This is a genomic window from Paraburkholderia sp. RL18-101-BIB-B (assembly GCF_046026985.1).
GTDB lineage: Bacteria > Pseudomonadota > Gammaproteobacteria > Burkholderiales > Burkholderiaceae > Paraburkholderia.
In genome coordinates this window covers 97,712-112,057 of record NZ_JARESV010000020.1, presented here as the reverse complement: position 1 = coordinate 112,057, position 14,346 = coordinate 97,712, and the positions used below count along the sequence as shown (strand labels likewise).

Below are 14,346 nucleotides of genomic sequence, written 5' to 3'. Positions count from 1 at the left end.
CGGCCACCGTCTCTAGAAGTAGTGGCGCAGGCCGATTGCCGCGACGCCCTGCGCGGAACTCGAGCTAAGTGACATTCCGAATAGCTGAGCCTGACGCCCACCCGTCGCATGCTGGAAGACGTAGGTCACGTAGATATCCGTGGCCTTGCTGAATTTGTAGTCGTAGATCACGCCATATGTGCTGCGAATACTTGCGTAGAAGACATTTTTCGGACCATTGTTCTTGTCGAGGAATGTGTATTCCGCTCCGACAACCTGGAACGGCGTGATGTTGTACCGGACACCGACATCGAAGATGTCGGCCACGTCGCCGGTAAGCGTCCATCTCGAATTGGTGTAGAGCGCATTGAAGATGAAATCGCCGAAAGATGCCGTGCCGCCCACACCTAGCGTACGCAGCGTGCCTGGCGTCAGATTGTCCTTCCGTGTCGTGTAGACGGCGCCCAAAAGCGCACCGGTCGTCGTCCATGTCGCGCCATAGCTTTGCGTACTATTGGGCGATCCGATTCCGGGCGCATCGCCGAACCCGTACATCGCGCCGAAGTGGAGCGACTCCACAGGGCTCCACGTCGCCTTCACTGAGCTGTCGACTTCACCTCCACCAATGCGATCAAGCGAGGGATTGCTGCCGTTGTTCCCAAAGAAATTGGCGTTGATTGCGGGGTGAAATTCCAGCGATGTGCCGTACCAGGAATTCGCCGTGGTCTGCAGGTAGTCCAGCATGAAATCGGGCTGTCGTCCGAATAGCACCTGCACCTTGTCGTTTGCCAGTCCGACATAGGCGTAGCGACCGAATATTCTCTGAGCAGTCGCTGTGCTCTGCCCCAGCACGCCGTTATTCAACGAAAACCCGCTTTCGAGCCTGAATACCGCCCTGAGCCCACCGCCAAGATCCTCACGGCCTTGAAGACCCCATCGGTCTCCACGCATCATGCTGCTGGCCTCCTGCACACTATGGTGACCACCTTGATTCGTGGTGTATTGAATCCCAACGTCAAGGATTCCGTACAATGTAACGGAACTCTGCGCGTGCGCGATGGGTGTGGCCGTTGCAACAACAGCTGCAACGCCTGGATAGAACCATGACTTCACTTTTGTCCCCTTGTACCGATGAGTTTCACAAAATCGCTGCTTGCGTGACGGCACGTTCTATTGATTGAGTTGGCCGTACCATGCTCCGTGCAATGACTCAAAAGTGCCCAGCCATTATTCAGCGCACAAGGCTCCGGACTGGAACACCACATTCCGAATCTGGTCATCCGGGTTTTCACGGTGTTAGCGAGAACGTGCCTATGGGATTCGGTAAAAGATTTCTTGCACCGCAGGACGCCAGTGCGCGGATCAGCCGGCGTTCAGATTTCGCGTGGAGACGAGGCGCGACGTTTCACTCGTGGAGCGCCGAAGCGAATGGATTCCCCTCTCGGGGAAGGAGGTCAGCGCAGCGAGATCTACCGCGTTTCGCTGCTGAAATGAGTGGCCAGAAAGTCCACGAATGACCGTACTTTTGGCGACAGTGTTCGGTGCCGCGGAAAGACCGCGTTGATCTCCCGCTCGCCTCTTTCCCAATCCGGCATCACGCGCACCAATCTGCCATCTGCGATGTCTTGACGACACAGATAATCAGGCAACCAGGCCAATCCCGATCCGGACAACAAGACTGTCCGGAGTGTGCTCGTGTCATTGGCAAAGAAGCGCGGATGGACGCCGACGGTCGACAACTCCTCGGCTCGACGCAAGCGCCACTCGGACGGGCCGTCGGCAATGTCGAGGAGAAAATGGGCCGGAAGATCTTCCGGCGACTCAGGTGTGCCGCTCTTGCGGAGATAAGCAGGAGTTGAAACCAGGACCAGCCGGGCACTCCCCAGTCTTCTTGCAATCAGTCTGGAGTCTTCCAGTGTGCCGGTCCGAATGACGACATCCATTTCGTCCGTTAGCGGCTCCATCTTATTGCTGGTGAGCTCCAGGGACACCTGGACATCCGGATAGGCCGCGAGATAGGCTGGGACCAGCGGCGCGATCATGAATTGCCCGGGCGTCACTGGCGAGCTGACCCGCAGAAGTCCTCGTGGGGTCAGCCGCACTTGCCCGACCTTCTCCTCCGCCTCTTCTACGTCGTCTAGTATCTTCTTTGCGGACTCGGCGAACAGCAGACCGGTATCCGTTAACGCCACCTTGCGATTGGACCGGATAATCAGCGCCACGCCCAGATGCTCCTCAAGCCGCGACAGAGACCGGCTGACTGAAGATTTCGGCATCGCCAGCACCCGGGCTACCGCACTGAAGCTCATCAACTCGGAGAGTTTCGAAAATACGCGAATGTCGATGAGTTCAATCATAGGTTTCTGGATGCCGAACCGTTGATGCTGACGCCGTTCCCGATTGCAACAAAATGCTTTCCACTCGGCAAACTGCAGTTCATTCCTTACCTATCGACTTGTAGCGGTGACAAAAATATCTGTCAAACCGGGATTTCCAGCACTCTTTGAGAGCGCTGCTCAACCGTTCGCATCTGCATTCGCTCGCCACCTTGTTCCCCGCATGGAACGTGACGTTTCACGGCTTCGTCTTGATATCGCGACCGGCGAGTGCAACGATAGGACTTGACCAGCGTATGCAGGCGCGCGTTCCCACAAACCCCACCTACGAGGCTAGTGTTGAAGATCGATCCCGAAGAGTTCCGCAAAGGACTCCGAGCCTTTACGACGGGCGTCACCGTCGTTTCCATGCCTGACGGCCAGGGCGGCATGCACGCTATGACCGCGAGTTCATTTGCAGCCGTTTCAATCGACCCCCAGCTGGTAGCAGTCAGTATCGCGAAGACTGCGAAGTCGCATGCGTTTCTGTCGAGCGACAACTATTACGCAATCAACATTCTGGCTGAAAATCAGGGCTTTCACGGCCACTACTTCGCTAACCGGATACCCGAGCGCTGGGATCCTCCGCATGAATGGATCGCGGACACGCCTATTCTCACCGGGACCATGGGCTGGTTTCTATGCCGCCGCTGGGCCGCATACGAAGGCGGTGACCACACCATTCTGGTTGGCGAAGCATTGCAGATTCACCGCACGGATGATCGACCGCTAGTTTGCAATCGCGGGGCTTTCTATTCGCTGGGTCAGCCGGTGGAAGCCGTCCATCCGGACCTGCAAGCCGTCGGTAAATCCGATTGATAGCGGCAAGCGACGTCACTTACTACGACACAGCGGACATTCTCCATGACGAACAGGGTTCAAATAGTAGACAACGGTCCCATGCAACTGACGGGCGACTTCGAACTTGTGGATGACAACGGGCAGATCGTACGCGCTCGCAAGGTCTACACGTTATGCCGATGCGGCCTGTCAACGCGGCTACCGTTCTGTGATGCATCGCACGAGACTGCCGGCTTCGCGAGCTCTCCGAGAGCACCGCAAAGCGAAGCCGGCTCCGCTCCGACGTCGAATACCAGCGTCGCTCCGCAATAATCAGGTTCCACTTGGCACTGCTATGTCTATCGTCAAAGGTCAAATCATGGACGCCGGCCCGCTTCATCTGGTCGGCGAGTTTGAAATCGTCGACGCGTTGGGCAATCGCTTTCCGAACAGTGGCATCTTCAGTCTCTGTCGATGCGGGCACTCGGAGAGCAAGCCCTATTGCGATGGTGCGCATCGGGCGCAACGGTGGTCGGGATGCGCCGCGGCCGCCGCACCAGTTCGAACGGAAACCAGTCCGCCTGCTCCGAACGAGCATGTGGGTGAATCGAACCCTGGCTGAACCAAGGCGTTCTCGAGCTTACTGACGGCGATCCGGTGGACTAGATTCTGCCTCGAGCTTTGAACTCGCTATCGCCGTCTGCGGCGGCCACGCTCGAAATGACCGAGCCTGCATCAAGTGGAGAGCCAGTCGCAGCACTGGCCGCCTACCGCACACGATCCGCATTCCCCCAGACTACACACAATAATTTCGTTCGCGGACAATGAGAGCGAAAAGAGGCCAACCTTGCATTCCGCAAGATCGGCCTCGCGAGAAACACCGCAGGCAGCTATCGCTTGAGCAGCGAACGAAGCGAGACGGACGTATCGGCCAACTGATTCGCGTCTACCGGACCACCAGCGACCATTCTTACGAATATGGCCATGTCCTTGCCATTGTTGACCGTTACCGCGGCCCGTACATTGCCGGCGTCATTGAGGCCGATCATGCTGAAAGTGCCATCGGAAATCGCACCGCGCAGGACCACCGTATGAGCACCTTCGAAAGTGCCAAGCGATTGCACATTACAGTCGTATTGATCCGACCAAAGCCACGGCGTTTCATCATAGCGCTCGGTCGCACCGAGCATGTTGGCGGCCGCCACTGCCGGCTGCTTCTCCGCGACCTGCCAGGATTCGACACGCACGTGACGTCCGATCGAGGTGACGAAGTGCTGCGTGACCTCGCCGGCAGCGAAAATGTCTGGGTCGGATGTGCGGCATTCGTCGTTGACCACGATGCCATCTCTAACCTCGAGTCCGGCCTGCTGAGCCAGCTCCGTGTTCGGCACTACACCAATGCCGGCCACGACTACGTCCGCGAACAGTTCACCTTCGCTAGTTGCAACGCGCACCGAACCGTCGAGCGCCTGCCGGATATCCGTGACCTGCGCTCCAAGGCGAAATTCCACGCCGCGACTAACGTGGAGTTGTCGCATGAACTCGCTGACTTCCGGCGGCATCGAGCGCTTGAGCAGCCGGTCAGCCGGTTCGACGAGCGTCACTGCGCATCCTCGGCTGATGGCGGTTGCCGCGACCTCCAGTCCAATGAATCCGCCTCCCACGATCACGACTCGCGCCCCTTGTGCGAGCCGCATTCTCAGATTCCGGGCGTCGTCGAGCGTGCGCAGGTAATGCACGGGACCACCTTGCAATTTGCGGACACGCGATCCGGTCGCCAGCAGAAGACGGTCGTAAGCGATCTCCGAACCATCGCTCAAGGTGAGCAAACGATCCGCGCGATTGATCGCCGTGACTGTCAGCCCCAGCCGCACTTCAATGCGCTGGCTGCGGTAGTAGTCGACGTTTCGAATGAACGCATGCCGCTCCCGCTCTGCGTCGAGCAGCGCATCCTTCGAAAGCGACGGCCGGTCATACGGCAGATGGGTTTCATCACCAATAATGCAGATGCGCGCGTCGGGCGCGCGCTCGCGCAACACTTCCGCCGCCCTGCGGCCGGCTTGACCGCCACCGACAATAACAAGATTTTGATTCTGCATAGCTCAGCTCCCGCAGTTGCCCGACCGTCACTCTGTTCCGCTACTGCCGATTTCCACTCGACCATTGACCACCCGAATCGGATACTTGCGAACCGGTTCGGTAATCGGAGCAGAGCACGGTGCACCCGTACGCAGGTCAATCAGCCCCTGGTGAAGCGGGCATTCGACGCAGCCGTTCTCGACGAATCCCTCCGACAGGCGCGCATGACCATGAGAGCACAGGTCGTGCAGGGCAAACCATTCGCCATCGGCGCGGAACACCGCTACCGGATGCGCGCCGACGGCAACCTGAGCCGGCTCGTCCGCCGCAAAGTCACTCGTCGCGCCCACGTCAACCCACTGCATAATTTCCGACATTCAAACCCCCATTCAGATCGGCGTTGCGAGCAGCGTCCGTACCCGCGACGTGTCGTAGATCACACGCTTTTCAGCGTAGCGCCAGCCCTCGGGCGTCCGAACCACGCGGTCAAGATAACGACCCGCCTGGTAGACGAACGACTCACCGTTTGTCAGCGTTTGAATGACGACGTAACTGCTCTCCGTGCGTACTTCATCTGCGGATTGCTCGAGGACCGTCAAGCCGGACGTCATATGACGATAGGAGTGCTCTTCGAAGATGTTTGCGTTACGCAGCGACACGACCCGATCGCGCAACATGCGCTGATTCGTGCAGTGAATGATGCCGATTGGCAAGCCGGCGTCGTCGTTCTCGCGGGGAACGATCTCGTACAGGCAGTCCTCGACGAAGAAGTCGGGCCAGGCTTCGAGCCGATCATTGTCCAGCGCGTTGACGTAGCGGCTTTGCAGCATATGGAGGTCAATCCACAGTTGTGTTTCCTGTTCCATCTCTCGACACCCCTTGATTCAATAACCCATGAGCTTCTGATAGCCGACCCAGAATTTGCGGATCAGGCTTTCCGTAATGACCGTGTCCTGCTGATCGGGATTTCCACGCGACATCTCGATGACCGAGGTCGCGTCGGCGTCGCGCACCGTACCTTGCTGCACGAGTTCGGTGGCCTCCGTATCCTCCATCGAGATGTACCCCGCCGGCCCGACGAGGTTGGCCTGCTTGATGCGCAGCGCACGCATTTCGGGGGTGTCGTCCGTATAGCCGAAGAAGTGGAAAATCAGCTCGAAGCTGTCCGGCCCCTTCGCCAGCAATTGACGTGCAACCAGCGTGTTATGAATCTGCTGGATCACCAGTTGCGGGAAAATCGGCTGGATGTGATTGGTTGTGTCTTCTTCGAATTCGGAAACGAGCGCAAGAATCGAATCATCTTCGAGCGCGAAGCCCTCGTCGAACGAGCGGATGTTTTGCTGCTTGTACGCGCTCGACGTGTCGTCCTCTGTTTTCGTCACCGTAATGATGCTGTGCAGGCCATGATTCGCATCCGGGATCGAGCGCGCCTTCATGCCCACGCGGAAGATGTTGAAGGTGGTGTGAAAGAGATGCAGCATGCTCGCGTGGTACGGATCCTTCACGTTCTCCATGTAGAGCTTCCAGTTCGATCTGGAGAACTGGCGCGTGCAACCGAGATATTCGATGGGCTTGTGGAAGATGCGGTCGATCCACGGGCGCATTTCGTTGCCAAGGTATTCCGGCAACGGAGCCACTTCGTCGCTGAACGTGGCGAATACGAGGCCGCGATAGGTCTCGACACGCAGTTGCTTCAGACTGTGCGCCTTCGGATCGAAGTCCGCGGGCATCCCGGACATGCCTTTCTGCCCGCGGCGAAACGGAACACCAAGCAGATTGCCGCCGTTGTCAAAACTCCACTGGTGATAGACGCAGGTGTGCGACGTCGCGTTGCCGCGCGCCTTCCGACAAACCATCGCACCTCGATGCGCGCAGCGATTGACCCACGCAGCAACCACGCCGCCTTCCATGCGGGTAACGACAACCGGCGTATCGCCAACGAACGTGCTCTTGAAGTCGCCGATATTCGGAATCTCAGCATCGAGGGCCACAAAGTTCCATGTCCGGCCGCGGAAAATCCGTGCCTGCTCCCGTTCGAATACCGCTTGAGAGCTGAACACCTTGTACGGGACACGCGAGCCGTCAGTGTGCGGAAATCTGACGAAATCATCGTCCAGTTCGGCGGCTGGCCGCAGGAGTATCTCAGTCGTTTGCATCATGCTTCTCCATGTTTGGAATATCGCCATGGAGGTATGCTGACGCTGCCAAAAAGCATTCGCTATCCGTTTCCGGTGAGAACTGGATGCGCTATCCATTTTCGGCACGTTTCGTCGGGAAGGGTGAATCGTGTTTCGCCGTGGCCATTTTTAAGCCACACTTCCACAGTTGAATCATTGCAGCACTTACCTATCGGTTAGTCATGCTCACGTCTCCGTTTAGCGCGCCGGCCTTGCGCGAATTCAGACTCTTCGAATCCGCTGATCTCGATGAAACGCGTGAGCGCATCTCCCGTGTGATGCAGCCCCACCTTCTCGTGCCCTCTGGCGCAAAGGCTGGCCTCTCGCATATGGACTTTGTCAGGCTCGGCGGCGTCGGGATCGGCACCATTGCGTTCGGAACCGCGATGCGCGTTGATGTCGAAGCGGTTGACGGCTATCACCTGTTGATGTTTTGCGTCACCGGTCAGGCGAAAGTACGGACAAGAGGGCGAACTGTCTGCGTGGATCAGTCGAACGCGGTGCTATGTGCGGCGGGCGAGCCGTTCGACGCCGTTCTTTCGCCGGATTGCGAGCAGTTCATTCTGCGCATTGACACTGATCTGCCAGGCACTCAAGCGTGGTCCGCGCGCCTCGGCCTCGGCTCGCACATTCACGTCGACAGCCCGGCACTTGGAGGCTGGATGCAGCAACTCAATCTGATTGCCAATTCCTCGGCTCTGCTCGATCTGGCTCGAAAAAATGATGGCGTTGGCAGGCAAATGGGTCGACTACTGCTGGAGTTGCTGACGCCAGGTCACACAACCGCGGCGCCTGAGCCGAATCGTCGGACGGCGTCGCCAGGCTTCGTCAAGCGGGCCGAGGATTACATGCGCGAACATTGCGGAGAGGTCTTGAGACTGCCGGATATGGCAATGGCGCTAGGGTTGGCCGAGCGGACACTGCGTGATGGCTTCCAACAGTTCCGGGGCATCAGTCCCACGCAGTATCTACGACAAATACGTCTCGACAAGGCGCACAAGATTCTTCGTGAAGCGACAGCCGGCGTCTATGTCTCAGACGTCGCTCTGGATTGCGGCTTCATGCACTTAGGGCGATTTTCGATCGAGTACAGGAAACGATTCGGCGAATCACCGTCCGATACGCTCGCGCGGCGGATGTAACTCCAGGGATGATAAAGGTCGTGGCGGTCGCAAGGATCAGTGCCGCCCCAGGTTCCGACTGACTACTCGGCGCGAGGAAGGCTTTCTCCAGTCCTTGCGGCGGTCACCCGTGAGCTAATCCGGGTGACCGCTCGCGACCGCGAACGTGACTGGTGACGCAAACCGCGTCACTGTCTCAACGTCTATTCATGAATCCAGTTGAGCGCCCGCGACTTCACCGGCCGACAACTCACAAGGCTCAAAAATTGGCGTGAAGGTTCACAAACGCACTCAACGATTCGCCGACATACGCTCCGGCAGCATTTGCAGCAATGAAGTAGCGCCGATCCGTGAGATTGTGAATGTTGAGGTCGACGCCCCACCGGCGCGTTTCATAGCCAAGCGCGGCATTCGCAATCACATACGACGGAATGGAATTGACGTTCGTGATGTCGCTATAGGTCTTGCTGACATAGTTGACACCGGCGCCGACATGAAACCCCGGCAGGCCCGCGATGGAAAAGTCGTATGTGGTCCAGAGGTTCGCAATGTATGCAGGCGCGCCTTGCGGATGATTGCCCACCGACGCCACCCCTTGCGGATTGTCGGTGATCTTCGCGTCTTGCGCCGTGAAATTGGCGACGACGTGCCACTGCGAGGTAATGCTTGCGTCAAGAGACGCCTCGGCGCCCTTCGTCCTCTGACTGTCGAAGACGACGCTTTCCACATTGTTGATCGTGGTCAGCGCAGCCACGTTATCGCGCTCCACGTCGAACAACGCCGTATTCAGAACATACCGGTCGTCGAGAAACGAGAACTTGATGCCCGCCTCGTATTGCAAGGCAGATTCCGGAGCGCCGATTCCATTTTGCGTGTTTTCGGAGTTGAAGTTGGCGAGATGACTCTTCGACACGCCAAAGTACGGCGACATCCACGGCAGTGCCTTGTACAGCACGCCAATGTTCCAGCTCACCGGCGCATCGTTGCGTGAGTCGGTCACCCCGGCAACCAGCGGCTGCCCTTCTGTGTCGAAGCGGCCAGGCACCGTGATATTCGGCGTGAGCGACGTGTCCCACCAGTCCTTGCGCACGCCCGCGCGAACTTTCAGCTTGTCGGTCACGTCGATCTGATCGGTTGCATAAACGCTGTAGTAATTTGCAACCAGGTGATCGTTATCACACGAATGCTTCGCGTCGCAAAGAAACGCCAGCCCGGCGAGCGACGTCTCTGGTGGCACAGGAGCGAATGCGTTCGGTATGTTCGGCAGATCCGCCGTGGTACGCTCAGTATCGATCGTCTGATGCTGATATTCGAATCCCGTGAGCAGCGTGTGTTTGACGCTGCCGGTCCCAAACCGCCACACCGGCTCCAGCTGATAGTCGAAACTGTTATCCGAATCATCCTGCTGCCGTAGCTGCCGGCCGACCACTTCACTGCCGCTCACCTTCGTACTCGTGCTATCGCCATTGCCGAGCACATCGAGGCTTTGGTGCAAATACGAGAAGCGGTTATTGATGGTCAGAAAGTCATTGACCTTCCACTCGTCGGTGAGCGTCGGGCGGACGTAGTTGCCGCGTGCGAACGCAAAGGGCGTCGAATACTTCGAATCGATTGATACGTTCGTGATGGGTGAGCCATGAAAATAGATCAGACCATACGAGTCAGGCGTTTCGTGAATGTCGCGCGCATCGAGTGAGAAATTGATCTTGTGATTGTCGAGCTTCCATTCGAAGGCGGGTCTGATTTCCTCGTCACGGCTCGCCAGGTCGCGGAATCCATCGGAACGCGATACGGTTGCATCGACCCGATAGTTCAACCCAGATATTCCTGTTGGTCCCGTCACGTAGCCGCTACCGGAGATCGTGCCAAACGAGCCCGACTGTATATTGCCGCCGTAGTGGAAGTCGGAAGATGGCGTGTAGTGGACGATATTGATCGTGCCTCCCGGCGGGCCACTGCCGAACAGCGCCGACCCCGGGCCTTCCAGAATCTCGATGCGCTCGACGCCGTTCAACGAATGCGAGATGCCGCCCAAAAGGTCTCCGTCGGAGAATCCGTCGTTGTAGATCTGCGCGTTCAGGCCGCGAATCAGAAAATGGTCGTAATAGCCCTTCGTATCCTGACCACCGACATTCACACCGCTGGCGTTGCTGACGCCTTGCCGAAGCATCGTCGCGCCCTGCTCGGTCATCAGCGCGCGCGGGATCACCTGCACGCTTGCCGGCAAATCCTTGAGCGCGGTTCCTGTCTTGCTTACGGCGGCAACCTGGTCGGGGTCGTTCACGTTATCGTCCTGAACGACTTGCCCGGGTGTTGCCGCGCGAACCTGTACGGGCGGCAGTGTCGGCGCGTCGGCGACACCGTCCTGTTCGCCGCCCGATGGCAGTGAGTCCTGTGCCGCAGCAGAATGCGCCAGCGTCAGTGCAATAAGTGAACTGGTCAGTCCCACGCTCGCCCTTTTCCCAAACCTTCGGACATCCACTTTCTTCACGTTTCATTCTCCTGTCTCATTTGTCTGTTGCCGGTTCGCGACCCTGCTTGCGCCTCTACGTACCGGCTGCCAACGCAAGCGCGTCCGCATAGAAAGCCCTCTTCAGAATGCAAATCATTACGATTTATATTCATAAAAAATCTGATTTTTCTTCCGGTTATTCAAGGCTGAGACCCCCGTCGACGGAATCTGCCGTGGAAGTCCACTTCGTGCCGTTGCAACTCGTCGCCCGCTCTTGCCCGCGTCTGGCGGACAAAGCGAAAGGGAACCATGACGGCTCCCTGTGAACGGTATCGGTCGGATTTTTATTCCCGCTGGACGAACGCCAGCCATTACAGTCGGTTATAACGGCCCCGATGCTCGCCCTTACCTGGCGCCCTTGCCTCCGTCTGCCAGATTCCGCATTCGTAACCTCACGCCGGTCCATCTCGACGCACCCGCTTTCGGAAAGCTGACGATTTGCGTTACCGGGCCAGGACACTGTAGAATCGCCCCTCTCATTGGGGAGTAGCCGCCTCGACCGCAATGTTCGAGGGTGCCCGTCAACATACTTGGTGGTCGACAGACCGCCATGGCGTGCACAGCACTATGCCTGGCAAGACCGATGACTCGCATTCCGACCTGACCGGGTCGCCGGAATGCGCGTCATCGCGTACTTATTGCGCGGCCCGGCCCACAACCTATGCAATCGTTCCTCGTTTCGACCAGCGTGGTCGGCCTAGCCGAAATCGGCGACAAGACCCAACTGCTGTCCTTGGTGCTGGCTGCCAGATATCGCAAGCCCATTCCGATTATTCTCGGCGTCTTTGTCGCAACGCTCGTCAATCATGCGGCGTCCGGCGCGTTGGGGGCATGGCTTGCGAGCGTTCTGAGCCCCACGATCCTGAACTGGGCGGTCGTCGCATCATTTGCCGTCATGGCCGTCTGGATTCTGATTCCCGACAAGCTCGACGGTGCCGAGGCGGTGTCGACCAGGCATCCGATGGGTGTGTTCGGCACCACGGCTCTAACGTTCTTTCTGGCCGAAATGGGTGACAAGACGCAGATCGTAACGATCGCTCTGGCTGCGCGATTTCACGAGTTCTTCGGGGTGGTCGCCGGCACCACGCTCGGCATGATGCTGGCAAACGTGCCCGTCATCTACCTGGGGCACAAGTTCGCCGACCGTCTGCCAACCAAGGCGGTCCACATTCTGGCCGCCGTCATCTTCGTTGTCCTCGGTGGCTTTGCCCTCAGGACGGCGCTGTATCCGCACGAGCACCCGCTGTTCTAGGTCGAAGGGTTGCTTTTGTATGATCGAGGTCGTGCCGTCCGCGGTCGCCTGAGATGCCCTCGAAGATCACAGAGCCGGCCCCGACGTCTGTTGCCTGCGATGTTGGACGAGTTACTTCAGCACGGCTGATAAACACGCTCTGACGAACGCTAAAGAGTCAAAGTGCCCGCACTGCCTCGCGGGCACTGTTTTGATGAACACCTTTTGCAAAAACACGCGAAAGGATGTGTTGCCGAAGATTTCCGGCGTGCCGTTGTGCGTTCGAGAAAAAAGCAGCCCTACCGTTCCGGTTTTCACCTTTGTAAAGGAAATCGTGCTTGCATCGGGCGATGGGTATACAGTCAGTACATGGGTCGCACTCAGTGTCCCTTGTTCTGGAATCATCATGCGATCACAAATCAAAATTGCAGCACGTACGTCTGGAAACGTGAGCGAATATGCTCTGTCGCGTCAGGCACAAGCACTCTCCCTCGAACAGGCGGATCGTGCACGGGCGGAAAAACGACGCGTCAATGACGCCCGCATCGATTCAAACGCAAGCAAGTGGCGCTATTCAGCGCCGTCGGCAGAGCGTTGACGCCGAGGTCTCTGACCACATCCACTTGATTGACCGGCAAGCCTACTGGCATTGCGGCACGCGGCCGTTCCGGATTGCACACTGACTGCAAGGCCTGAAGAGTCAACGGCGGCACTTGCCACTGGCTCAGCGAACGCGTTTCTGTATCGTCCTGTCCGAATCGTGTCTTGCCGCTTTCACTCGTTGCTGCGGTCGCTGCAACGCAACTATTCCGGATGTCGATTCCGGCGGCACTTCGTGTACGAAAAAGATCGTACGCGCTGACGCGCAAAGAAGACCGTGCCCCGAACTACGAATGTGCCCCGTCGCCGACGCTACGGGACGGATGCCGACATCCCGTTGGTGAAGCCGTTTTCTTTTGGTAGGAGAGAATCATGAATGATGATCAGGTCAATACAGAGGAATTGGAAGAAAACAGAAGGCGAAGAGAAGCCGCGGAAAATGCGACGGATGATGGCATGCCAGTGGTTGTGGAAGAAAAGGAACGCGACACGGAGTCGGCTCAATCCGTAACGACCAAACGATGGATCAGGCACACGGGAAATGCCCGTAGGAACTGGATATTCACGGGCCTGCGGCGGAACTCGATCTTGATTCGCCACGTATGAATGCCGCGCAGCGTCGTTATCCATTCCCACGCGAGAAACAAGGCCTTCGCGGTACGGCACCGTACGGACATGCTCCCGCATGCCAGATAGAGTGGAAACGACAATTGCAATGCTGCAGTGATGCACCGCGAACCGCACATATGGCCGTTAAAGCGTCCATGTGATGATTTCTATTTGGATAGTGTCGATATGGGCGAAACGAAAATTTCGCTGTCGCATGTCCACATCCAGATGTTGATGGCCGACAGCGCATGCGTATAGAGGCTTGAGCACAGTCCGTGACGCGCTCGGCATGGCTATGCGCGGCAATGGCCAACGCCGAAAACGGTGAGTGATCTTCGAACACCAAGCGGTAATTCGTTGCCTGTGCGCTTCGGCCGCTTCGCCGGTGATCTCCGCACCCTCCTTTCCGAGGCTCCTGGTTGCCTTCGAGGACTAGTCGGTCGGCGTAGCCAAGTGAACCGTATACAAGGCTCTGCCGATAAATGGCGGAGGGACTGGCCGCCATATCGACTGGAGCGTCAGGTTTCCGGAGCTTCAATCTCGGCAAAAGGATCAATATGTCGCATCATCAGCTTGAAAAAGATCTCGCTCACCTCGAACACATACTCCCGCAACTCGTCACCAACAATGTTCTTGGACTTGTCTATTGGCGTCAGCGTATTACAGCGCTCGAAACAGCGCAGACATTGCTTCCCGGCAGTGCCAGGCGGGTGACTCGCCTGCGATTCATGTTTGACCAGATAGACAGTGGAATTAGCCGCCTGTAAAGGAGCGATGTAGGCAGTTGTTGATCAACAGGTACTGGCCGGCTTTCACGCCGCCATGATCGAATGGCCCTTGCCACGCCCGTCAACGCTGCCAGCGGAACGGCGCGCGAGCCCGG

The 14,346-nt window shown here is 57.9% G+C and carries 15 protein-coding genes and 1 riboswitch; of the genes, 8 read left to right on the top strand and 7 right to left on the bottom strand.

What is annotated here, in order from left to right:
* Nucleotides 1–12 precede the first annotated feature (12 nt).
* Nucleotides 13–1,092, bottom strand: coding sequence for a porin (locus P0D73_RS25990; protein WP_408433326.1), 1,080 nt, complete (start codon nt 1,090–1,092; stop codon nt 13–15).
* A gap of 356 nt (nt 1,093–1,448) precedes the next feature.
* Complete coding sequence (locus P0D73_RS25985) at nt 1,449–2,336, bottom strand: LysR family transcriptional regulator (RefSeq protein WP_408176845.1); 888 nt, start codon at nt 2,334–2,336, stop codon at nt 1,449–1,451.
* 318 nt (nt 2,337–2,654) lie between these two features.
* Here P0D73_RS25985 and P0D73_RS25980 point away from each other — a divergent pair, with 318 nt between their 5' ends.
* The 3 genes from P0D73_RS25980 to P0D73_RS25970 are packed head-to-tail and all read left to right on the top strand — an operon-like array spanning nt 2,655 to nt 3,756.
* Nucleotides 2,655–3,173, top strand: a complete 519-nt coding sequence (locus P0D73_RS25980) for a flavin reductase family protein (protein WP_408311528.1) — start codon at nt 2,655–2,657, stop codon at nt 3,171–3,173.
* Between the two features lie 45 nt (nt 3,174–3,218).
* Nucleotides 3,219–3,467, top strand: coding sequence for a CDGSH iron-sulfur domain-containing protein (locus P0D73_RS25975; RefSeq protein WP_408311525.1), 249 nt, complete (start codon nt 3,219–3,221; stop codon nt 3,465–3,467).
* Nucleotides 3,367–3,756, top strand: a complete 390-nt coding sequence (locus tag P0D73_RS25970; RefSeq protein WP_408311694.1) for a CDGSH iron-sulfur domain-containing protein — start codon at nt 3,367–3,369, stop codon at nt 3,754–3,756. The genes P0D73_RS25975 and P0D73_RS25970 overlap by 101 nt, the downstream gene beginning before the upstream one ends.
* A gap of 268 nt (nt 3,757–4,024) precedes the next feature.
* On the opposite strand, the gene P0D73_RS25965 is transcribed toward P0D73_RS25970, so the two are convergent.
* Genes P0D73_RS25965 through andAc form a run of 4 tightly spaced genes read right to left on the bottom strand, consistent with a single transcriptional unit; the run spans nt 4,025 to nt 7,369 of the window.
* Nucleotides 4,025–5,233, bottom strand: coding sequence for an NAD(P)/FAD-dependent oxidoreductase (locus tag P0D73_RS25965; protein WP_408433324.1), 1,209 nt, complete (start codon nt 5,231–5,233; stop codon nt 4,025–4,027).
* A 27-nt stretch (nt 5,234–5,260) separates the two neighbouring features.
* A complete protein-coding gene (gene andAb, locus P0D73_RS25960) occupies nt 5,261–5,590 on the bottom strand; it encodes an anthranilate 1,2-dioxygenase ferredoxin subunit AndAb (RefSeq protein ID WP_408433322.1) in 330 nt (109 codons plus the stop codon).
* Nucleotides 5,591–5,602: 12 nt separating this feature from the next.
* Nucleotides 5,603–6,079 (bottom strand): anthranilate 1,2-dioxygenase small subunit AndAd, encoded by a 477-nt coding sequence (gene andAd, locus P0D73_RS25955; RefSeq protein WP_408433320.1) that lies wholly within the window; start codon nt 6,077–6,079, stop codon nt 5,603–5,605.
* Between the two features lie 18 nt (nt 6,080–6,097).
* Nucleotides 6,098–7,369: an anthranilate 1,2-dioxygenase large subunit AndAc gene (gene andAc / locus P0D73_RS25950; RefSeq protein ID WP_408433375.1), complete on the bottom strand. Its 1,272-nt coding sequence runs from the start codon at nt 7,367–7,369 to the stop codon at nt 6,098–6,100.
* 203 nt (nt 7,370–7,572) lie between these two features.
* Between andAc and andR the strand changes: the two genes are divergently transcribed.
* Nucleotides 7,573–8,532 carry an anthranilate 1,2-dioxygenase regulatory protein AndR gene (gene andR / locus P0D73_RS25945; protein ID WP_408176838.1) on the top strand — a complete coding sequence of 320 codons (960 nt, stop codon included), beginning with the start codon at nt 7,573–7,575 and terminating at the stop codon, nt 8,530–8,532.
* A gap of 238 nt (nt 8,533–8,770) precedes the next feature.
* Here the strand turns inward: andR and P0D73_RS25940 are convergent, their stop codons facing one another.
* A complete protein-coding gene (locus P0D73_RS25940) occupies nt 8,771–11,002 on the bottom strand; it encodes a TonB-dependent receptor (protein ID WP_408433318.1) in 2,232 nt (743 codons plus the stop codon).
* Between the two features lie 490 nt (nt 11,003–11,492).
* A riboswitch (yybP-ykoY riboswitch) is annotated at nt 11,493–11,675 on the top strand.
* A gap of 9 nt (nt 11,676–11,684) precedes the next feature.
* Here P0D73_RS25940 and P0D73_RS25935 point away from each other — a divergent pair.
* The 4 genes from P0D73_RS25935 (at nt 11,685) to P0D73_RS25920 (ending at nt 14,230) form a co-directional block, all read left to right on the top strand.
* Nucleotides 11,685–12,275 carry a TMEM165/GDT1 family protein gene (locus P0D73_RS25935; RefSeq protein WP_132374566.1) on the top strand — a complete coding sequence of 197 codons (591 nt, stop codon included), beginning with the start codon at nt 11,685–11,687 and terminating at the stop codon, nt 12,273–12,275.
* Nucleotides 12,276–12,465: 190 nt separating this feature from the next.
* Nucleotides 12,466–12,852, top strand: coding sequence for a hypothetical protein (locus tag P0D73_RS25930; protein WP_408433316.1), 387 nt, complete (start codon nt 12,466–12,468; stop codon nt 12,850–12,852).
* A 374-nt stretch (nt 12,853–13,226) separates the two neighbouring features.
* Nucleotides 13,227–13,460: a hypothetical protein gene (locus tag P0D73_RS25925; protein ID WP_408176834.1), complete on the top strand. Its 234-nt coding sequence runs from the start codon at nt 13,227–13,229 to the stop codon at nt 13,458–13,460.
* A gap of 485 nt (nt 13,461–13,945) precedes the next feature.
* A complete protein-coding gene (locus P0D73_RS25920) occupies nt 13,946–14,230 on the top strand; it encodes a hypothetical protein (protein ID WP_408311508.1) in 285 nt (94 codons plus the stop codon).
* The last annotated feature ends 116 nt before the right edge of the window (nt 14,231–14,346 follow it).